This is a genomic window from Acinetobacter sp. NIPH 2699, assembly GCF_022549355.1.
In the GTDB taxonomy this organism is placed as follows: Bacteria; Pseudomonadota; Gammaproteobacteria; order Pseudomonadales; family Moraxellaceae; genus Acinetobacter.
Genome location: NZ_JAKZGL010000009.1, coordinates 70,046 through 90,538 on the forward strand (window position 1 = coordinate 70,046; position 20,493 = coordinate 90,538).

General features: G+C 40.4%; 17 protein-coding genes. 9 read left to right on the top strand and 8 right to left on the bottom strand.

The features are described from left to right. Window positions 1-2: 2 nt before the first annotated feature. Entirely contained in the window at window positions 3-1,217 is a 1,215-nt protein-coding gene (locus MMP72_RS10385; protein WP_241317009.1) for a BTAD domain-containing putative transcriptional regulator, read from the bottom strand. Window positions 1,218-1,460: 243 nt separating this feature from the next. On the opposite strand from MMP72_RS10385, the gene MMP72_RS10390 reads away from it, so the two are divergent. The 5 genes from MMP72_RS10390 (at window position 1,461) to MMP72_RS10410 (ending at window position 6,692) form a co-directional block, all read left to right on the top strand. Further along, entirely contained in the window at window positions 1,461-2,162 is a 702-nt protein-coding gene (locus tag MMP72_RS10390; protein ID WP_130161788.1) for a VIT family protein, read from the top strand. A 176-nt stretch (window positions 2,163-2,338) separates the two neighbouring features. After that, window positions 2,339-2,785, top strand: coding sequence for a DUF2946 family protein (locus MMP72_RS10395; protein WP_241317011.1), 447 nt, complete (start codon window positions 2,339-2,341; stop codon window positions 2,783-2,785). 153 nt (window positions 2,786-2,938) lie between these two features. Beyond that, window positions 2,939-4,372, top strand: coding sequence for a cytochrome ubiquinol oxidase subunit I (locus MMP72_RS10400; protein ID WP_005197855.1), 1,434 nt, complete (start codon window positions 2,939-2,941; stop codon window positions 4,370-4,372). Window position 4,373: 1 nt separating this feature from the next. Next, window positions 4,374-5,378, top strand: coding sequence for a cytochrome d ubiquinol oxidase subunit II (gene cydB / locus MMP72_RS10405; protein ID WP_241317013.1), 1,005 nt, complete (start codon window positions 4,374-4,376; stop codon window positions 5,376-5,378). A 270-nt stretch (window positions 5,379-5,648) separates the two neighbouring features. Next, on the top strand, window positions 5,649-6,692 hold the full coding sequence (locus MMP72_RS10410; RefSeq protein ID WP_241317015.1) for a nitronate monooxygenase: 1,044 nt from the start codon (window positions 5,649-5,651) through the stop codon (window positions 6,690-6,692). Between the two features lie 50 nt (window positions 6,693-6,742). On the opposite strand, the gene ppk1 is transcribed toward MMP72_RS10410, so the two are convergent. After that, a complete protein-coding gene (gene ppk1 / locus MMP72_RS10415; protein WP_241317017.1) occupies window positions 6,743-8,821 on the bottom strand; it encodes a polyphosphate kinase 1 in 2,079 nt (692 codons plus the stop codon). A gap of 111 nt (window positions 8,822-8,932) precedes the next feature. After that, the gene (gene mtgA, locus MMP72_RS10420; RefSeq protein ID WP_241317019.1) at window positions 8,933-9,607 is read right to left on the bottom strand and encodes a monofunctional biosynthetic peptidoglycan transglycosylase; all 675 of its coding nucleotides are present in this window, start codon (window positions 9,605-9,607) and stop codon (window positions 8,933-8,935) included. Between the two features lie 95 nt (window positions 9,608-9,702). On the opposite strand from mtgA, the gene MMP72_RS10425 reads away from it, so the two are divergent. Next, window positions 9,703-10,506, top strand: coding sequence for a rhomboid family intramembrane serine protease (locus tag MMP72_RS10425; protein WP_241317021.1), 804 nt, complete (start codon window positions 9,703-9,705; stop codon window positions 10,504-10,506). A gap of 112 nt (window positions 10,507-10,618) precedes the next feature. Here the strand turns inward: MMP72_RS10425 and MMP72_RS10430 are convergent, their stop codons facing one another. Both MMP72_RS10430 and MMP72_RS10435 read right to left on the bottom strand, forming a co-directional pair. Beyond that, window positions 10,619-13,105 (bottom strand): FtsX-like permease family protein, encoded by a 2,487-nt coding sequence (locus MMP72_RS10430; protein ID WP_241317023.1) that lies wholly within the window; start codon window positions 13,103-13,105, stop codon window positions 10,619-10,621. Next, on the bottom strand, window positions 13,102-13,821 hold the full coding sequence (locus MMP72_RS10435; protein WP_241317025.1) for an ABC transporter ATP-binding protein: 720 nt from the start codon (window positions 13,819-13,821) through the stop codon (window positions 13,102-13,104). Before MMP72_RS10435 ends, MMP72_RS10430 begins: the two co-directional genes overlap by 4 nt. Window positions 13,822-13,857: 36 nt before the next feature. Here MMP72_RS10435 and MMP72_RS10440 point away from each other — a divergent pair, with 36 nt between their 5' ends. Continuing rightward, window positions 13,858-14,487, top strand: coding sequence for an arylesterase (locus MMP72_RS10440; protein ID WP_241317027.1), 630 nt, complete (start codon window positions 13,858-13,860; stop codon window positions 14,485-14,487). A 108-nt stretch (window positions 14,488-14,595) separates the two neighbouring features. On the opposite strand, the gene MMP72_RS10445 is transcribed toward MMP72_RS10440, so the two are convergent. Next, window positions 14,596-15,210 (bottom strand): carbonic anhydrase, encoded by a 615-nt coding sequence (locus MMP72_RS10445; protein ID WP_241317029.1) that lies wholly within the window; start codon window positions 15,208-15,210, stop codon window positions 14,596-14,598. A gap of 237 nt (window positions 15,211-15,447) precedes the next feature. Between MMP72_RS10445 and MMP72_RS10450 the strand changes: the two genes are divergently transcribed. After that, window positions 15,448-16,458, top strand: coding sequence for an alpha/beta hydrolase (locus MMP72_RS10450; RefSeq protein ID WP_241317031.1), 1,011 nt, complete (start codon window positions 15,448-15,450; stop codon window positions 16,456-16,458). A gap of 25 nt (window positions 16,459-16,483) precedes the next feature. Then, the gene (locus MMP72_RS10455) at window positions 16,484-17,494 is read left to right on the top strand and encodes a hypothetical protein (protein WP_241317033.1); all 1,011 of its coding nucleotides are present in this window, start codon (window positions 16,484-16,486) and stop codon (window positions 17,492-17,494) included. 27 nt (window positions 17,495-17,521) lie between these two features. Here MMP72_RS10455 and MMP72_RS10460 read toward each other — a convergent pair whose 3' ends face one another. Then, window positions 17,522-19,561, bottom strand: coding sequence for a ligand-gated channel protein (locus MMP72_RS10460; protein ID WP_241317035.1), 2,040 nt, complete (start codon window positions 19,559-19,561; stop codon window positions 17,522-17,524). Window positions 19,562-19,734: 173 nt separating this feature from the next. After that, window positions 19,735-20,373, bottom strand: a complete 639-nt coding sequence (nfuA, locus tag MMP72_RS10465; protein WP_004670351.1) for a Fe-S biogenesis protein NfuA — start codon at window positions 20,371-20,373, stop codon at window positions 19,735-19,737. Window positions 20,374-20,493: the final 120 nt, after the last annotated feature.

Sequence of the window (20,493 nt, forward strand, 5' to 3'; positions counted from 1 at the left end):
GATTAGAAATCCTTATAAAATACAAGTTCAGTACGTGTGTTGTTATAGCGATCTTGACCGTTGGCCAAAGCATCTTTGAGGTAATGTCCATATAGCCGTTCTACTCGTAGTTTTACGGGTACATAATTAAAAGGCTGCCAAGCCACACCTGCACCATATTCAAATAAATTATTGTAATTTTTACCTTCTGAGTCAGCTAATGTATGCAGTTTAGCGTAAGCCTGTACCGTACCTGTGTCACCACGATAAATATTAAAACCTGAACGCAATCGCAGGTCAGCGATCACATTATAATCTTCACGTGAATAACTCGCGACATTGCCATACAGATCCGTAAAATAATCATTCCAAATGTAACTTTGCTCTAGGCTTGGATTGGCATACCATTCCTGATAGCCCGTTACCCCACCAACCACACTTTCACGAAACCTATCTCGATTTCGATCAATCAAGTCATAACTACCACCAACTTCTAAATATGCTCGAATAGGTAAAGATAACCACGGCTGGTAATTCGCCCCTACACCGATAGTCGCAGCATTTTCATCAATGATTTCTGGACGGACACCGCCTTTAGATTTTGTATCGCGGTTAAGATTTACAAAACCATAAACCTGTGCACGACCATTGTCCAAGTTACGCCCATAGCGCATTTTTAACGGAAAAATAAAATCGTCATAGCGTGACTCATAAGAGGGAGCAAAATAAATATCTTTAAATATAGGTTTAACCGTTGCGCCACTTAAATTTTGTACCGCTTGTTGTGCTTTAGCCGCAATATCAGCATCGCTGGAGGTTGTTAAACTTTTGAAAATCGACAATGCTTCTTTATTGTTTTTTTGTTGATTGAGTAAGTAAGCAAGTTGTAATTTGAGTTGCTCATCTTCTGGTGCAAGCTGAGATGCCTGACGCACACTTTGCAGCGCTTCGTTTTGTTTATTCAAACGAATTTGTAAATAAGTCAGGCTTTTCCAAACTTTGAGGTCTTGTGGCGTCAGTTGCGCAAGCTCCTGTAAGATTTTTTCTGCTTGCTCAGGCTGGCTTTGTTCAATTTTATAAAAAAGATCCCAACGATCATAGATTGGATTGCCTGGCTTATAAGCACCATCCCCCTCTTTGACAAAATCAGACTCGGCACTCATCACCTGCTGTATCGGGAATAAAAGACCCAACATAAACAAGGTATGACTCAGCAGCTTAATTTTTGATTTTTTCATCGCAGATCTCAACTCAGAATACCGATATAGAATGTTAGGAAAGGTCAATTCAACTCAATTTATAATGTTATGTTATTCACATATTATAACTAAATCATCGTTATCGAATGGTTAAAATAAGTTATTTTATAAGCAAGTTAAGTTGATGAATCATTGATAAAAATCAATATCTATAACTCAAAAATGAGCTGATGCTCTGTTTTTTTGTATTCAAAATTAAATGAAATGTAAATAGAGAACATTATGACTTTTTCACACCATGCTGAACCTCATGCGATACAACGTTCTGGCTGGCTTCGTGCGGCAGTACTTGGTGCAAATGACGGGATTATTTCTGTTACCAGTTTAGTCATGGGCATGGCAGCCAGTGGCGCGCACGCTCAGACGCTGTTAGTCACCTGTATCGCTGGACTGATTGCTGGTGCAACCTCAATGGCGGCAGGTGAATATGTGTCAGTAAAATCACAAGAAGATATTGAAAAAGCTGACTTAAAATTTGAAGCTAAGGAATTAAAAAGGAATCCTGAAGCCGAATTAAATGAGTTAACACAGATTTATATCACTCGAGGATTAGCACCAGCATTGGCTCTAGAAGTTGCAACACAATTGACTGCGCATGATGCTCTGGGCGCGCACGCTAGAGATGAAATCGGCATTCATGAAAATACAGCAGCCAATCCGATTCAAGCAGCGCTCTCATCTGCTGCCGCTTTTTCTTGTGGTGCAGCACTTCCAATGTTCGCGATATTGCTTAGTGCTGAAACCTATATTTCGCAGACGGTGATGTTCACTGGAATTTTATCTCTCGCGTTATTGGGTGCAATGTCAGGATATATAGCCAACACCTCAATACTCAAGAGTAGCCTACGCATTACACTGTGGGGAATTCTCGCTATGTTATTTTCTAGTTGGGTCGGTTCTCTATTCAATGTGCAGACCCTTTAGAGATGCTTGCTTTTTCGAAATCCGAGTGGATGTATAAGAATTAATTTACGGCGGAATAAAGCTTTTTTTATCGTTTGGTTGTATGATCAGAGATAACTGAATGATCCATAATTAGTGTGAACATTCCACTAAATTAGATTCTCGCAGTTCTGAACTGACCAATGTAGAGAAGTGTTTTGATACATCGACTTGGGATATTGTTTGCATTTGCAACAATTGCATTACAGATTGCTGTTTTTCTACAGCCACTATTGCCAGAGAAATATCAAATTTCTCCTGCATGTGAGACTGTGTTGCATTTGTCATCCCAATTTAGACCTCAGCAAGATCTGCATGCACATCACTCACATGCTGAACATCATCATAGTATTGCCTCAGATCAGGTCGTTTCAAATTCAACCAATCATGGACATCAACATGATTTTAACCATCAATGTCCATTCTGTTTTTTCTACGGACAATTGGTTGTTCCTCCAACATTAGGTGTTAAAGAAGTTTTGGTTCGCTTACAGGTGCGTTATGTGCATCTACAACAAGTGTTCATCAGCTTCTTCTTTTCTTTACAACGACTATTTCTTACGCCCCAAGGTCGTGCTCCACCACTTGCTTTTTCAGTGATTTAGTTTGTCTAAAATTATTTATTGAGAAAGTGAGTTATATATGCTTTATCGAGTCTCTTTTGCTATCGTTCAGCAAGAGCCAGCGATATACATCGCTAAAAAAATACAGTGTTTAGATGATATTCAACAGACTCCCTCTGTACTGGAGAATTCGCTATGGACTTAGGTTTAACTGCATTAGAACTGGCACGTATCCAGTTCGCTTTTACTGTTTCATTTCATATTATTTTTCCTGCTACCTCTATTGGACTGGCTTGTTTCCTGGCGGTTTTAGAATGGAAATGGCTAAAAAGCCACGATCCAATTTACAAAGATTTATATAAGTACTGGCTTAAAATCTTCGCCGTCACTTTTGGTATGGGCGTGGTTTCAGGTGTGGTGATGAGCTATCAGTTTGGCACCAACTGGAGTGAGTTCTCCCGTATTTCAGGAAGTATCACAGGGCCATTACTGACCTATGAAGTGCTTTCGGCTTTTTTCCTCGAAGCTGGATTCCTCGGCATCATGTTATTTGGCTGGGGGCGAGTCAGTGAAAAAGCGCATTTCTTTGCGACGCTGATGGTAGCCATCGGTACATGTATCTCAATGTTCTGGATATTATCCTCCAATAGCTGGATGCAAACACCGCAAGGCTTTGCGATTGAAAATGGCATCATCGTTCCTACAGATTGGTTTGCGATTGTCTTTAATCCGTCATTCCCATACCGTTTTGCACACATGGCAGTGGCTGCATTTCTTGTTTCTGCATTAGTTGTGGCTGCTACGGCTGCTTGGCACTTACTTCGTGGTCGCCGTGATGCATTGGTCAAAAAATCGTTTTCAATGGCGATGTGGATGATCTTATTTGCTGCACCAGCACAAGTGGTGATTGGTGATCATCACGGTTTAAATACTTTGAAATATCAACCTGCAAAACTCGCTGCGATGGAAGGACACTGGGAAACCAATGTCAATGAACCTATGCCGCTTTACCTTTTTGGTATCCCTGATATGCAAGCAGAGACCACCAAATATGCAGTGGGTATCCCCTATTTGGGCAGCTTGATTCTTACACATAGTCTCGATGGCGAAGTCAAAGGTTTAAAAGAGTTTGCACCTGAAGATCGACCAAACTCAACCTTGGTGTTTTGGAGTTTCCGTATCATGGTGGGTCTCGGCACACTGATGGTTTTATTGGCGCTTGTCGGGTTAATCCTACGTAGAAAAGATCAAATTTATGAGAAAAAATGGTTTCATAAATTCGCTCTAATCATGGGACCAACGGGCTACATCGCTTTATTGGCAGGCTGGTTTACCACTGAATTAGGGCGTCAACCATGGGTGGTTTATGGTGTTTTACGGACTAAAGATGCCTTATCCAGTGTTTCTGCTGAGCAAGTTGGACTCACGCTGATTATCTTTGTAGTGGTCTATACCATCGTCTTTGGTACAGGTATTTACTACATCCTCAAGCTAATGCACAAAGGTCCTCAGTTTATCGATACACCAATACCAGAGACTGGAGGCGTTGGACATTTTAAAACTCCAATGCGTCCTTTAAGCGCTGTTGATGACAGTCTTGAAAACAAAGATCAAGGCAAAGGAGAATAACATGTTGGATATTTCTCTCATTTGGGCAATGATCATTGCCTTTGGTGTATTGATCTATGTGGTGCTCGATGGTTTTGATCTCGGTATCGGCATTTTGTTCCCTTTTATAAAAGGAAAACAAGAACGAGACGTGATGATGAATACCGTTGCACCTGTTTGGGATGGTAACGAAACATGGATGGTATTAGGCGGTGCGGGGTTATTCGCTGCTTTTCCAATCGTGTACGCCACTGTTTTATCTGCCCTATATATGCCAATTACCTTAATGGTCATCGCCTTGATCTTTAGAGGCGTGGCATTTGAGTTTCGTTTTAAAGCCAATCGTTCTAAAGCACTTTGGGATATGGCATTTATCTGGGGTTCAACACTGGCAAGCTTCTTTCAAGGTGTCATTTTAGGTGCTTATATTCAGGGCTTAAAAACGGAGAATGGCATATACATCGGTGGCGGTTTAGATTGGCTAACACCTTTTGCACTGTTTACTGGGTTTGGCGTGGTGGTAATGTATGCCGCTTTAGGTTGTGGCTGGCTGATCCTGAAAACGGATCAGGAATTGCAAAATAAAATGTACAACCTGATGCCAAAACTGATCTTTACGCTATTGGCTATTTTCGCTGCCGTCAGCCTGTATACCCCCTATAGCCAGCCCGCTATCGCTGAAAAATGGTTTGCCTTACCGCAACTGCTTTATTTTAGCCCTGTGCCAATTTTAGTGATTGCATTTACGTTTTTAACATGGCGTGCGTGTATCAAACGCAGTGAATACAAACCTTTTGTTTATACCCTCATGTTAATGTTTCTTGCGTACTCAGGCTTTGTCATCAGTCTTTGGCCATACATCATCCCGCCGTCAGTCACGATATGGGAAGCTGCTGCACCAAGAAATAGCCAACTATTTTCCTTGGTTGGTGCGGCCATTATGATTCCAATTATCTTGGTCTACACCTTTTGGGGTTACTGGATTTTTAGGGACAAAGTTCGTATTGGTGACGAAGGCTATCATTGAGGTGAATTGAAATGAAATTTTCGCAAATCAAATGGTTTATTGGCTTATGGATCGTCGGCTTTTTAGGTTTAGCAATCATTGCTGGGCTCTTTAAAGGCTTATTGATGCTTGCTTACCAATAATTTCTTTTCTGGGTGTTTGACTGACTATTGGTCAAACACCTATGGACTTCTCCACTACGCGTTCCATTCTTCAATAAAATAACCACTATTATTTGCTATTTTTTTTAAATCTAAGCTATGTTGAGTCAAAAGCAATTAGGTGAATAACATGACAATTTTAGAATTATTAGAAATAAAACATCCTATTTTTCTTGCACCTATGGCGGGTGTTTCTACACCAACACTCGCGGCTGAAGTTTCCAATCAGGGTGCTTTCGGTTCATTAGGACTCGGTGCGAATAGCCCAGAATCAGCCAAAGAGCAAATTTTAAAAACCCAACAATTGACTGATCGTCCATTTCAGGTCAACTTCTTTTGCCACCAACCACAACCACTCGATGCTGAAATCGCCAAACAATGGATCGAATATTTACGACCTGAATTTGCGAAATTTGATGCTGTTCCACCAACACAATTGAACTGCATCTATCCCAGTTTTTTAGAAAATGATGATTTTCTCAATGTCGTCTTAGAAACTAAACCCAAAGCCGTCAGTTTTCATTTTGGAATTCCACATCCACATCAAATTCAAGCACTCAAAAACGCTGGAATTATCACCATGGTTTCAGCCACCAACCTGATAGAAGCACAGGAAATTGAAGCTGCTGGCATTGATCTCATCATTGCGCAAGGCATTGAGGCGGGTGGACATCGCGGTATTTTTAATCAACATTTTGATGCTGCCATCAAGACCAGTGACCTTGTTCAACTGCTCAGCAAACATTGCACCTGTCCTGTGATCGCAGCAGGTGGCATCATGAATGGTGATCAAGCAAAAACCATGTTTAAACTGGGTGCTGTAGCGGTACAATTAGGCACAGCCTTTGTACAATGTAAAAGTTCGAGCGCCAACACAGCCTATCGCAAAGCTTTATTCAATCAAAAGATTACCCAAATCAGTGCCAGTTTATCAGGACGTCCTGCTCGTGGTTTGCTCGGAACATGGCATACCCAAGTTGATACACCACATCGCCCCACTGTTGCTGCGTACCCATATAGTTATGATTTAGCCAAACAACTGATAGGAATCGCAAATCAACACGATGATTTTAGTTACGGTGCATTTTGGGCAGGCAGTAATGTTTCACAGATTCGAGAGTTGGAAGCTGCGGATTTAGTTAATCAGCTCATTGTAGAAATCACAACACGTTAAAAATAGTCATAAAAAAAATCGACCTGTATCGGTCGATTTTTCATTCCTGTTTATTTAAACAGTTCTAACAACTCTCTTTGTGCATTATAAGGTGCTTCACCCTCTGCTGGTGTGGCACGTTGCCAACGACCATCCGCTTGTAATAACCACGCTTGTTGATTGTCTTTGAGGTAATTCAATAGACCCTGTTGATAAATTCGTTTTTTCAAGGCCGGTTCCTCAATTGGAAAACAGGCTTCTACACGATTAAATAGGTTGCGATCCATCCAATCTGCACTCGAACAATAAATACGTGGATTACCATTATTGCTAAAATAATACACACGGGTATGTTCCAAAAAGCGTCCTACAATTGAACGAACACGGATGTTTTCCGACAAATTGGCCAAACCTGGACGCAAACAGCAAATAGAACGGATGATTAAATCAATTTGTACGCCTGCTTGCGATGCTTCATACAATTTATTAATGAGCTGCACTTCAGTTAAGGCATTCACTTTAATAATAATTTGTGCGGATTTACCCGCTTTCACATTGGCAATTTCATCATCAATAAAGTTAATCAAATGTGCATGTAAGGTAAACGGCGCATGCAGTAACTTTTTCAGTTTTGCCATCTTGCCCATACCCGTCAACTCTTGAAACACGCGATGTACATCTTCACAGAGTTCTTTATCGGTGGTCATGAGTCCATAATCGGTATAGATTCGAGCATTACCTGCATGGTAGTTTCCTGTGCCCAAATGCACATAACGAACCAATTTATTGTTTTCACGACGGACTACCAAAATCATCTTGGCATGGGTTTTATACCCCACGATACCATAGACCACCACTGCGCCTGCTTCTTGCAACACATTGGCGACTTCGATGTTGGATTCTTCATCAAAGCGTGCACGCAGTTCAATGACCGCAGTCACTTCTTTGCCATTACGCGCAGCTTCAGCAAGTACCTGTACAATTTCCGAATCTGCACCACTGCGATATAGTGTTTGTTTAATCGCTAACACCTGTGGATCACGAGCCGCTTCTCGTAATAGTTGAATCACAGGTGCAAAAGACTCAAACGGATGATGTAATAAAATCTCTTGTTTTTGCATCGCTGCAAAAATGTTTTCTGATTTCTTAAATACTCTTGGTAAAACTGGAGTATGTGAGTCATAACGCAAATGCGGACGTTTAAAATTGGATAATAAACGCGCTAAATTAACAGGCCCATCAACTTTATATAGTTGCTCTTCACCCAACTCAAACTCAGCTAATAAATAATCATAGATATGCTTTGGACAATTCTGTGTGACTTCCAAACGTACCGCACGCCCAAAACGACGTGAACTCAACTCACCTTTTAATGCTTTGGCCAAATCCTCAACATCTTCGTTCAATGCTAAGTCAGCGTTACGCGTGACTCGAAATTGATAACATCCTGTTGCTGTCATTCCAGGAAACAAGTCCGATACATGCTCATGGATAATGGCAGACAACATCACATGATGCTCTTTACCATCTGTGAGTTCATCTGGTAAACGTACCACACGCGGCAAAGAACGTGGCGCAGGAACCACCGCCAAATCAATCTGACGACCAAAAGCATCTTTACCTTCTAAGGTCACCACAAAGTTGAGGCTTTTGTTCACCAAACGTGGAAATGGATGTGCTGGATCAAGACTAATCGGTGTTAGAACAGGGGCAACTTGTTCTTGGAAATATTTTTTAATCCAAGCAGACTGTGCAGGTGTTAATTCACCACGGCGGAGGAAGCAAATGTCTTCTTCACGCAACTTCGGTAAAATTTCTTCATTGAGAATACGATATTGATGTTCAATTGCAGCATGTGCAGTGATGGAAATTTGCTCCATCACCTGCTTCGGGGTAAGACCATCAGGCGTACGGCTTTCATTGCCTAAAGTCAATTGCTCCATCACGCCTGCCACGCGAATTTCAAAAAACTCATCTAAATTACGTGAGAAAATCAGCAGGAAATTCATCCGTTCCAGTAATGGATGAAGTGGATCAACCGCCTGTTCAAGCACACGTAAATGGAAATCGAGAATAGAGAGTTCTCGATTAATATAACGATCGTTGTAACTATATTCTATGGGCGCTGTTGTCGTCACTGCAGTATTCATACCGAACCTTGTGCATTATCATTCATCAAGTGATAATTTAAGTATGCTGCAAAATTATTTCAATTTGGTAAAAAAGCCAAAAAATATTGCGTTTTTTCTCATTTAAATATCTTACTGAGGCTTTTGTGTCCCATTCATATATTTCAAGATCACACTTTTGCGATATTGCAGCTTTCGATCATTGCGATTGTCTTGGTAATACTTAGGATTGGGTAATAATGCAGCAAGAAAGGCCGCTTGCTCACGCGTTAAACTTTTAGAACTTTTACCATAATAAAACTGCGCTGCCGCCTCTACGCCATAAATGTTCTGTCCAAATTCAACCGAGTTCATATACACTTCTAAAATTCGGCGTTTTGACCACATCCGCTCCATCATCCATGTCGCGGCTGCTTCTTGTCCCTTCCGAATGAATGAACGCTTGTTATACAAGAATAGGTTTTTAGCCAACTGTTGTGAAATGGTTGAACCGCCAGCAACGACCTCGCCCTTTTTATTATTTCGTTCTAAGGCAAATTGAATGCCCGCCCAGTCAAAACCATGATGATGAATAAATTTAGCATCCTCTCCAGCTAAAACAGCATGTTTAAAGTTATCGCTAATCTGATCATAATCGCGCCAGTCATGCTGAATCGGTTTCAAGTCTGACCAATAGTCTAAACGCATAAACATGGTTGTATTGACAGGATGAGTCCGCCACCAAACCAAACTACTAAAAATCCAAAGCTGGATCAGTAAAATTACACCGATGACCAGCATCACAACACGGGCTAAAAAGGCTTTCATTAAAGTGCATCACTCCTTCTGCATAAGGCCTATGAAATATCAACAGACCTTGATTCATGCTAAGCTATTTTTTATTTCAATGACTCGCCAAGCATATGACTGAAACAACTCCACCACAAATCAATCAAAAATTACAGATACAAACATGGTGGTTTACTGCGCTATTAATCGCCGTCAATGTCGGATTATTTAGCTGGCAAATTCTTTCAGGTGTGAATATTACCGATCCTTCACCCGTCGACGCAATTGCTTGGGGTGCTGATTTCACCCCACTGACCTTCTTAGGTCAGCCCGAACGACTATTCAGCAGCATGTTTTTTCATTTCGGCATGATTCACTTGATGCTGAATATGTGGGCATTATACATTTTTGGTAGTATTGCCGAACAACTGTTTGGTCGGACTTATTATGTTGCCATGTATTTTCTTGCTGGGTTAATGGGCAGTGTACTTTCCAGCTATCTCAGTATTTTAGATGCTTATCAATTATTACAACACTTTGATGTAAAGCTATTACCTCGAATCAGTGCAGGTGCATCAGGTGCAGTTATGGGCTTAGGTGCGGCACTCACAGTTATTTCACTATTTCCAGCTTTAGCAAGACAACGATTTTTGTTAGATAAAAAATCCTTACTCTTTATTATGGGGATTAACCTTGTGTTTGGCTTTACCGTTTCAGGCATCAATAATGCTGCACATATTGGCGGTATGATGATGGGTGCCTTACTCGCAGGCGCTTGGTATTTCAGTCAAAAAGTCGTAAAAACAAATGTCGTCCAAGTCACAGCCATCATCATTGCTACGTTATTGCTAGCTGCATTTTATTTTTACTGTACTCAATTAGGCACCGAACTTCATCCATTATGGCATGAGATTTTGATGCAGAATCAATTATATTAACAACATGTTATCTGAACTTATCTAGGTATCAGCTATGCAGGGCGGCATCCATGCCGCCCCACGATAACAAATGATGATTAGACTCCAATTTAAAATCTCACCATATTAAATCTCAAGACTGATTCATTTCCCTCAAGCTCTGCAACGGTGGAATATCACACAAATAGCTGAGACGATAACGTCCAATCAAGGTACAAATCAACATCATTGTTAACGGTAAAATCAACCAGATTTCAGGATGCCATTGCACTGCCATTTGCATCTTATGACTGGCTATCGCACTGATGACTTCGGCAAAAAGACATGCCACTATCCCTGCCAACAACCCAATAAAACCAATTTCTAAACTCAGCATCCGCTTTAATTTATTTTTGGCGATCCCAAAGGAACGTAATAAAGCCACTTCTTTACGACGCTCATCCATCAACACATTCAAGCATGCGATCAAGACCAATATCCCCGATAGCCCAACGAGCATGGCCAGTACTGTCACGATCTGAACCAATACATTCATTAAACGTTTCACTTCATCCAAAATCCGTCCAACATCGATAAATACTGTATTGGAAAATTGTTGAATCAGTTGCACCATTTTTGTCTGCTCAGCAGGTGGTACATAAAAGCTGCCTAAGTAACTACCCGCATTCTCATCCATCGTTTCAGGGGAAAAAATAAAGAAGAAGTTTGGACTAAAACTTTCCCACTCAACGGTACGCAAGTTAATCACTGTTGCCTGTAAAGTGCCCTCTGGTAGACTAAAACTAAGTTGATCGCCAATGTGAATACCAAGCTCATTGGCTAACTTTTCTTCCACCGAAACTTGAGCAACTTGGCTAAATTCAGTCGCCCCTTTTGTAATGACATTGTCCGTTGGAAAATGCGTTGATTGAGTCAAATTAAGTTCACGGCGCAACGAGTTATTTTGCTGAATCAATTCAGGTGCAAATGCTTCACCATTCTTGGCAATCAAGCGTCCTCGAATATTCGGGTAAAGTGGGGTTGATTGCCATTCATTTTGTTCAAGTTGTTGCTTAAGCTGTGGCATATCAAAAGGAGGCAAACCATAGACAAATTGATTGGGTGTTCCCTCTGGCAATTGCTGCTGCCAACGTTCGAGTAAATCAGTTCGCAAAACGCTCAGCACCGTAATCAAACTCAAACCTAAAGCCAATGCAGTAATTTGTAATGCGGTTTGATGTGGTATGCGGACATAAGCCGATAAAGGGTGTTTCAGTTGTTTAATTGCTTTGAGTAATAACCAAATCAGCACATACAGAACGGCACAAAGCACTAAAATTGCAGTTAACACCAACAAGCTTAACTGGATGTTATCACTCAAGACCAAACTAAAAATTACTAAACTGGCAACACCTACTGCAAACATGGCAATATGAGATTTACGCGAACGCTCTTGTTGGCGTATCACTCGAATAGGTGGGGTATTCAGCAACTCCCAAATACTCGGCAAGATAAAACCGATCAGTACCATCACACTAGTAAAAATTGCAATAGGCAATGCCAAGAGTAAATCACCCATTGCAAAGCTCAGTTGTAATTGTGGAATAAGCTGCAACATCAATTGCAATAGGCCATAGCCCAAAGCAATCCCCATTAAACTTCCAATCACAATCGACAAAGCACTGACAATACCAAGTAAGACCAAATACGCCACCAAGATTTGCCATTTACTCGCGCCCAAACAACGCATCAATGCAATATGATCTTGGTTTTGTTGCACATAACGTTGACTGGTTAATGCAATCGCAATACCGCAGAGTAAAATGGTCAATAAATTGGCGAGCTGTAAAAAAGTATCTAGATTTTCAATGGGTTTCATCAATCGCGTATTGGATTGACTGGCATCACGTAGTTTTAATGTGGTTTGTTCAGTATTTTCGATCTGTTGATCTATCGCCTGATTGAAGGGTTGCTCATGACCAGTGTCTTGTTTGAATATCTGTTGAAAGGCATTCACGTGTTCAGGCAAACCTGCCATTAACAAGCGATATTCAATACGACTACCGATTTGAACTGCATTGGTTTTTGCAATATCTGCACGATGAATGATGACGGTAGGTGAAAAACCTGAAAAACCAAGTTCTTGATTTGAATCATGCTCAATCACCCCTGTGACCGTAAATTCACCGTCCGCAATTGCAACCTGATCACCAAGCTGCGTATGCAATAAATCCATTGCTCGTGGACTTAACCAAACTTGTCCTGGCTGAATGGATTCGGTCTGAGGTGAGATCTCTAATTTCCCTCGTAATGGGAACTGCTCGTCTACAGCTTTGACATTGACCATGACAAACTGATCTTGAGTATGTGCCATCGAGCCAAATATGGTCACAAAGGCCTGTTGTAAATTCAGTTTTTCGGCATGCTGCAGCCAGTTGGATTGAATCGGCTCATGATCGGACAGTACCAAATCTGCGCCGAGCATTTCCGCTGCTTGCAAGGTAACGGCATTTTGGACTTGAGTATTACTAAACTTTAAAGCGGTGGTTGCACTAATCGCGAGGGATAGCGCAATAATCAATAAATATAATCCACCCGTACGAAAGCTTTGCAGGAGTAAGGGTTTTACAATCGAATTCATACCCTTTCCTCAGTGCTCTCGTCTTCAGCTTTCACAATTTCTTGAATTTGACCATCCACAAGTCGTACATGACGTTGGCACAATGCAGCTAGATTTTGGTCATGCGTCACCAGCACTAAAGTCGTGCCTAGCTCTTTGTTTAAATCAAATAGAAGCTGCTCAATCTCTTCTGCTGTTTGTCCATCCAGATTTCCTGTCGGCTCATCGGCGAAAATGATTTTAGGTTCAGCGATCAATGCACGTGCAATTGCCACGCGTTGTTGTTCTCCACCTGACAAGACTTTGGGTGTTTGTTGCGCCTGACGAATTAAGCCTACACGCTCTAACCACGCCAAGGCTTTTTGTTCCGCTTGTTTGAAATTAAAATCGGGTTGTAAACGTAATGGCAACATGACATTTTCTAGAGCACTGAGCTGTGGTAAAAGCTGAAATGACTGAAATACAAAACCAATATTTTCCAACCGAACTTGCGCTCGTTGTTCTTCAGTTAAAGCATGTACCGCCTGTTCACAGACCCACAACTCGCCCAAACTTGGTCGATCTAGAGTAGCTAAGATCCCCAATAGAGTTGATTTTCCTGAACCTGAACGACCTGTAATGGCAATTTGCTCACCCTGATAAATGTCTAAATCAATCTCTTTTAAAATGGTTAAAGTTTGCTGATTAATTTGAATATTTTGTGTAACTTTTCGGGCAGAAATAATCGGTTGTGGCATGATGTCACGTATCCTATAGAACAAATTTTAACAGTTATGCAAACACCTAAAGTGATCTTATCTATATCTAAACTGCTTGCCACAATGCTGATAGCTTTGCTACCAACGCTGGTTTCGGCAAAGACGATTTTGATTCTGGGTGATAGCCTGAGCGCAGGTTATGGTATTGAGGCCAAACAAGGTTGGGTTCATTTATTACAGCAACGTTTAGACCAACAGTATCCGAAACAGCATAAGGTGGTCAATGCAAGTGTCAGTGGAGAAACCACCAGTGGCGCACTGGCAAGATTACCTAAACTATTGCAGACCTATAAACCTGAGGTTGTGGTCATTGAACTGGGCGGAAATGATGGATTACGTGGTCAACCACCACAAATGATTCAGAAGAACCTAGCTCAGTTGGTACAACTCAGTCAAAAACAAAAAGCCACAGTTTTACTGTTTGGTATGAAAATACCACCAAATTACGGAACGGCATATAGCACCGCTTTTGAAAATAATTATAAAGTTGTCAGTCAGCAATATCGTATTAAGCTACTGCCCTTCTTTTTAGAGGGTGTTGCTGGCAATAAAAGTTTAATGCAAAACGATCAGGTTCATCCGAATGCCAAAGCACAAGCGATTATGTTGAATTTAGCTTATCCATATATTCGAGGGGCACTATAAATAATCGCGCTTCAAGTTTAATTGATCTATCTTTTTATTAAACTAACCAACTTTCTGAAAACCAAAAAAGAAAATGGCTAACTTTCAGGTTAGCCATTTATATTAATTTTAAAAATCAAAGAAAGTGACTTCACCCGTTTCTAACGAATACTCTGCACCAACCACAATCAACTTACCTTTTTCAATTAAACTTTCCAATACCGCTGAACCATGACGTAATTGATTGACGGATGCAAATACATTTGAACGCACGGCATGTGCTGATAACTTTTTCAAATCATCTTTTAATTCCGTTTGCATCAAAATTTCAACAGAAGGACGTACCCGATTAACAATCGACATCAGATTTGATGACGGTGGCTGATCAGGATGCATCAATGTATCAATCGTCGCTTGAATCGCACCACAAAAACTATGTCCCAATACCACAACGACAGCACAATCATATCGCTCCGCGGCAAACTCCACGCTGCCCACTTGTGAAGGCGCAACAATATTTCCTGCAACACGAATTACAAACAAGTCACCTAAGCCTTGATCAAACACCATTTCTGCAGGAACACGCGAGTCGGAACATCCTAAAACGATGGCAAAAGGATTTTGTTCTCCAGCCAATGCTGCACGCTCTTGGTGAGTAAGATGATTTTGTGGGGTGGCTTCTCCTTTCACAAAACGAGCATTACCAACTTTTAAACGTTCTAAAGCTTCTTTCGCGGTGAACATGCGTACAATCCATCTATGATTAACATGAGCAACGAGTTTAATCTGCGTAAGTTTGAAAGTCACTGACCAAAATAGAAACTCATCGGCCAAAGGACACGCCTTTGATCATAAAAATAACCTTTATATGATGATTTCATTGGCAAGAATTTCCATACATCTGTAGATTATGCAAATGACTCTCAGAGCAACATCCTCAATAATCAATTGACTGAAGAATAGATCAAGGACTGAGCAAAAATGAATATCCTATTTTCGGGACCATTACGTAAAACATTATCCGCCGCCTTACTGGCATGCAGCCTAAGCGCAGTGACAATAAGTACAACTCAAGCTGCTGAAATAGAAATGAGTTTCCAAAACCTATTACAACAAGAACGTGCTTGGGCGCGCTTACAAAGCAAAAGCTTAAAAGTAGGTGATATCACTTGGTCCTATAGCGAAGGTGGTCAAGCTGGAAAGCCAATTATCGTCTTGATTCATGGCTTAGCAGGCAGTCGTGACAACTGGAATCGTGTCGCACAAGCATTAACTGCAAACTACCACGTGATTATTCCTGATTTACCAGCAAGCGGTGAAACTCAGGTTCCGAAAGACTTTGATTATTCAGTGCCAAACATGACTGAGAAATTACGTCGTTTCATGGAAGCTGCCAATCTCACTGGCCCAGCACACATTGCAGGTCATTCATTGGGTGGTTCTGTTGCGATGCTCTATGCAGGTCAATACCCATTTGAAACCAAGAGTTTATTCTTAATCAATGCAGCGGGGGTTTATCGCTCAGCAACAACATCATATTTAAAAGATCCGAATCAAATTAGAAATATGGTGGTGAGCAAAAAAGGCGATTTTAATTTCCTCATGCAACAAGCCATGTACGCGCCTCCTTTCATTCCAAAAGAAATTGCGCAAGCACAAGAACGGATGATGATTGGGCAAGCGGAACAAACAAAGAAAATGGTTGATCAGGTGATCGCGCTCAATAAATTGTACACACCTGATTCCTTTGCTTTATTGACCAAATCTATTGATGCGCCAACCCTGATTTTGTGGGGAAAACAAGATAAGATCATCAATGTAGAAGTTGCATCTGAACTGAAATCACTGTTGAAAAATGCCCAGCCCCCTGTGATTTTGGATAAAGTCGGTCACATGCCGATCTTAGAAGCAGATCAATTGGTGGTGCAGCAATATTTGCCCTTCTTGAACCAAACTCAGGCAGCAAAGCCTACCACTGCTCCATCGCCATAAATTTAAAGAAGTGATTTGAACTTTTATGTCTAAACATCCAATGATAGAACAACTGATCGATGCACAACTTAACTTCCTCGATCATGAGTTTGCACAAACAGAAACCATTCAACATGAGTTTAAACAGTTCTATCATTGGTTACGTTTACAACAACTCCAACATATTTGGTCATTTCCACAGATTTTTGCATTGATTGAAAAACAAATCTTAGCAACGCCTGCAAGTTCATTTTTGGTTGAACAAATTGCGGAACATATTCGTTTTGCTTTGATTCATCCACTCAATGACCAAACGACAATTGAAGATGTGATTTCAGTATTAACTATTGATTCGATTGCCCAATACGTTGCCAGTAAAAGTGGACATCGCCAACGTTTGATTAAAACCATTGTCAATAATCCAGCCTTTTCAGCTCTGATTACACAATTGATTCAACACTCGATTCAAGACTATTTAGATAACTCCGTGATGTCTAAACGAGTTCCAGGGGTTGGGCATTTTATGAAAATGGGCAAATCAGTTTTGGAAACGGTGACTGACTCCAATCTGAATGAAACCATTGGACATTATCTACAAAAGAACATTCTTAAAATCAGTCAAATGAGTGAAAAAGTTTTAAATCAACATTTTAATGATGACAAGCTCTACCACTTCCAAGCCAATCTTTGGCATAAAATTAAAGTGATGCCTTTATCGGTATTACGTAATTATGTCGAAGTACAAGACTTACCTAAAACGGTAAGCATGGGACACGAGATTTGGGATCATATGCGCCAGACACCCTACTTGAAGCAACAAGTGCATGATGGGGTTTATGCGTGGTATGCACGTAATCAGGAGCGAACCTTTGATTTGTTATTACGTGATCTCAATATTGATGAAGATTTAATTGAAAACGAATTAAGCCAGCTCTTAACGCCTGTTTTACAACAAGTGATTCAAACAGGTTATTTAAGACAACGCGCTCGTACTTATTTAGAACAGTTTTATTATTCGGAACAAGTCACTGAGATATTCAAAAAACAAGGCGCTTAATGCGCCTTGTTTGCTCTTATTGTCTACTTAGAAACTATAAGTCACACCAAGATTGTAACGGCGACCATCTAATACATAATTATAAGTCTCTGTATCAATCTCTTTATCAAACAGATTGTAAACACCCGCAGCAATCGCGATATTTTGTGTTGGTTTATAGTTCAATCCAACATCAACCATGGTATACGCAGGTTTACCTTTTGCCATCGCAGTACGACTTAAATAATCCGATGTTTTACTACGGTAATTAACACGTCCCCAACTTGAGAACTGATCATTGATGTCCCAGTCTGCCGTGGTATTGAACATATGTTTTGGCATTTCATTTAATGGTTTACCTTTATTTATACCACTTTTTTGTTCTGTATCAGTAAAGGTATAATTGGCACTCAAGTTCACATTTGGCAAAACTTTCCAGCCAAAAGTCATTTCTGCACCACGCATATTGGCTTTATCAACATTTTCTTTTAGGCTAACAAAATCAAATTTTTCACCTAGCCAATCACAGCCACGTGACCCTGCATCGCCCTGACATGTTCTTACCTCAGTAATTTTATCTTTAAATTCGCTGTTAAAAATCGTTAATCCAGCATTTAAAGTATCGAGATTATCCCAGTTAAATGAAACTTCATAGTTAATACTTTTTTCAGGTTTTAGATTCGGATTTCCAACAATCACACCATTACTTTGACTTCCACCTGTTGCTTGTCCCCATTCAGCCACAGTTTCACGTAATGTTGGTGTCTTATAACCCGTCGATACGCCACCTTTGATCACCCAATTATCATTTAAGCCCCAAACCCCATAAACTTTAGGACTCCAATGATCTCCGAAATTTTCATCTTTATCCAAACGAAGTGAGCTGGTTAGAGTAAAGTCATCGACAATATTCCAAGCATTTTCAGCAAATAATGCCCAGCTATAACGATCAAGATTTGAAATAGGTTGTGCGCCGCCCACACTTAACTGGTTGCCTTTATCATCTAATTCTTCTTTTAGGTACATCCCACCAAAACTGAGGCTATGACGATCAAAATTAACTTTATTGATTGTATTAAATGTGGTGTTGGTCGCTTCCATATTACGTGATGGATTTTTATTTTCTTCACGCTGGATATAGGAATGGGTTTCAACAGCACCAATTTGACCACGATGTGTCAAGCTATATTCAGTACGATAATAGTCTGTTAGTGAATCTACAGGCGGATTTCTGCCTGTTTGTACTGGTGAAATACTTTTCCCAACTGTTCCATTTCGATTTTGAATAGAACGCTGATACTCTAAATCAATGGTGTGATCATCATTTGGTGTCAAACTCAATGCAGTTCCACCCGCACGGATTTTTTGCTTCTTATATCCGCCATAGATCTCGTCCTCATCTCGTTGAGAATACAATCCATTGGCTTTAAAAGATAACAGATTGGCAATCAATGGGCCTGCAATATAAGCATTTGTTTGATAAAGATGACCTGAATTTGAATCTTCTTGTAGTGTCGTATCGAGTTTAATCGACCCTGTCCATTCTGTCGTATTTTTCTTAGTAATAATATTAATTACACCACCCATTGCATCTGAACCATATAAGCCAGACATTGGACCGCGAATCACCTCAATACGTTCAATTGCACCGATATTGGGTAACCAACCTTGTTCAATACCTGAGTTATCACTGTTTGGTCGAACTGAGCGTGTATTTACTTTCTTCCCATCGACCATAATGACCGTATAAGCACTACCCATACCACGAATACTAATATCGCTTGAGCTACCACCACCCGTCACAACAACGCCAGGTACATCTTTTAGCGCATCAGTCACATCACGATATGCTTTTTTATTAATTTCTTCTTGAGTAAGCACAGAAATAGATGCTGCTGCTTTTTTAATATCTTGTTCAAATCCACTTGCAGTAACTACAATTTTGCCAAGTTGAGCCGTATTATTCCTATAATTATCATCTTTATTATTCGTTTTTAATTCAGCTTCATTTGCTGAAGCATTCCCAACTGAACACATCCCTATTAGAACAGATATAGATAGCAATGAGAGAGCTGATTGTTTAGACATACAAATTCCAATAAATTAACATATGATTTAAAAGTGGATATTTCACATATTATGGTAACAATATTGGATATCAATGTAAACAGTAGTGATAATTACTATCATTAATAAAACTGGTTTTGATAAAAAAATAGCCTCGTATAAGAGACTATTTAGATCTTACTTTTAGCGCTTTATTACTTAAAATAAGCACCTTCTGCTTGCGTATGGTCAGTCTGATCAACCACACGTTTTAATTCAGGGATATGCTGTTGCAAAGTCGTTTCAACGCCCTGTTTCAAGGTCACATCAATGGCAGAACAACCTTGACAGCCACCACCAAATTTCAAGACAGCAGTAAGGCCGTGTTCAGGATCATCTTTAACCTCAACCAAACTACAATTACCGCCATGCCCTTCCAAGCCTGGGTTAATCTCAGATTGCAAGATATAGGTAATACGTTCTTCAATAGATGCATCAGGTCCTACACGCGGCACTTTGGAGTTCGGCGCGCGGAAAGTCAATTGACCACCAAAACGATCTTTATTGTAGTCAATCACCGCATCGACTAAATACGGAATTGATGGCGCATCTACATAAGCAGGAAAATCTGGATAATCCTGTTTGTAGTCCGTTGGTGCAACCTCATCTGGTGCGCTGTAAGCCATACAGCACTCAGCACGTGGCGTACCCGGATGCTCTACAAAAACACGAACGCCAATTCCTGGAGTATTTTGCTTTTCTAATAAATCGCTCAAATACTCTTGTGCAGAGGGAGTAATTAAAAGGTTTGGAATTTGTTCTGCTGCGGCAGTGTTGGTGTTCTCAGTCGACATAACATTAATCCTCAAGCTGATGTCGTTATATTAACCGAAGATGGAGGGTAATTAAAAAAAATCAACCATTTTTGTAGGAATTCTATGCAAGATCATTGTTAATTCGCTTTTTAATGGCAT

Bases quoted from the DNA above. Each gene is read 5' to 3' on its own strand.
- MMP72_RS10385 (WP_241317009.1), bottom strand. From the start codon at position 1,217: ATGAAAAAATCAAAAATTAAGCTGCTGAGTCATACCTTGTTTATGTTG.
- MMP72_RS10390 (WP_130161788.1), top strand. From the start codon at position 1,461: ATGACTTTTTCACACCATGCTGAACCTCATGCGATACAACGTTCTGGC.
- MMP72_RS10400 (WP_005197855.1), top strand. From the start codon at position 2,939: ATGGACTTAGGTTTAACTGCATTAGAACTGGCACGTATCCAGTTCGCT.
- cydB (WP_241317013.1), top strand. From the start codon at position 4,374: ATGTTGGATATTTCTCTCATTTGGGCAATGATCATTGCCTTTGGTGTA.
- MMP72_RS10410 (WP_241317015.1), top strand. From the start codon at position 5,649: ATGACAATTTTAGAATTATTAGAAATAAAACATCCTATTTTTCTTGCA.
- ppk1 (WP_241317017.1), bottom strand. From the start codon at position 8,821: ATGAATACTGCAGTGACGACAACAGCGCCCATAGAATATAGTTACAAC.
- mtgA (WP_241317019.1), bottom strand. From the start codon at position 9,607: ATGAAAGCCTTTTTAGCCCGTGTTGTGATGCTGGTCATCGGTGTAATT.
- MMP72_RS10425 (WP_241317021.1), top strand. From the start codon at position 9,703: ATGACTGAAACAACTCCACCACAAATCAATCAAAAATTACAGATACAA.
- MMP72_RS10430 (WP_241317023.1), bottom strand. From the start codon at position 13,105: ATGAATTCGATTGTAAAACCCTTACTCCTGCAAAGCTTTCGTACGGGT.
- MMP72_RS10435 (WP_241317025.1), bottom strand. From the start codon at position 13,821: ATGCCACAACCGATTATTTCTGCCCGAAAAGTTACACAAAATATTCAA.
- MMP72_RS10440 (WP_241317027.1), top strand. From the start codon at position 13,858: ATGCAAACACCTAAAGTGATCTTATCTATATCTAAACTGCTTGCCACA.
- MMP72_RS10445 (WP_241317029.1), bottom strand. From the start codon at position 15,210: ATGTTCACCGCGAAAGAAGCTTTAGAACGTTTAAAAGTTGGTAATGCT.
- MMP72_RS10450 (WP_241317031.1), top strand. From the start codon at position 15,448: ATGAATATCCTATTTTCGGGACCATTACGTAAAACATTATCCGCCGCC.
- MMP72_RS10455 (WP_241317033.1), top strand. From the start codon at position 16,484: ATGTCTAAACATCCAATGATAGAACAACTGATCGATGCACAACTTAAC.
- MMP72_RS10460 (WP_241317035.1), bottom strand. From the start codon at position 19,561: ATGTCTAAACAATCAGCTCTCTCATTGCTATCTATATCTGTTCTAATA.
- nfuA (WP_004670351.1), bottom strand. From the start codon at position 20,373: ATGTCGACTGAGAACACCAACACTGCCGCAGCAGAACAAATTCCAAAC.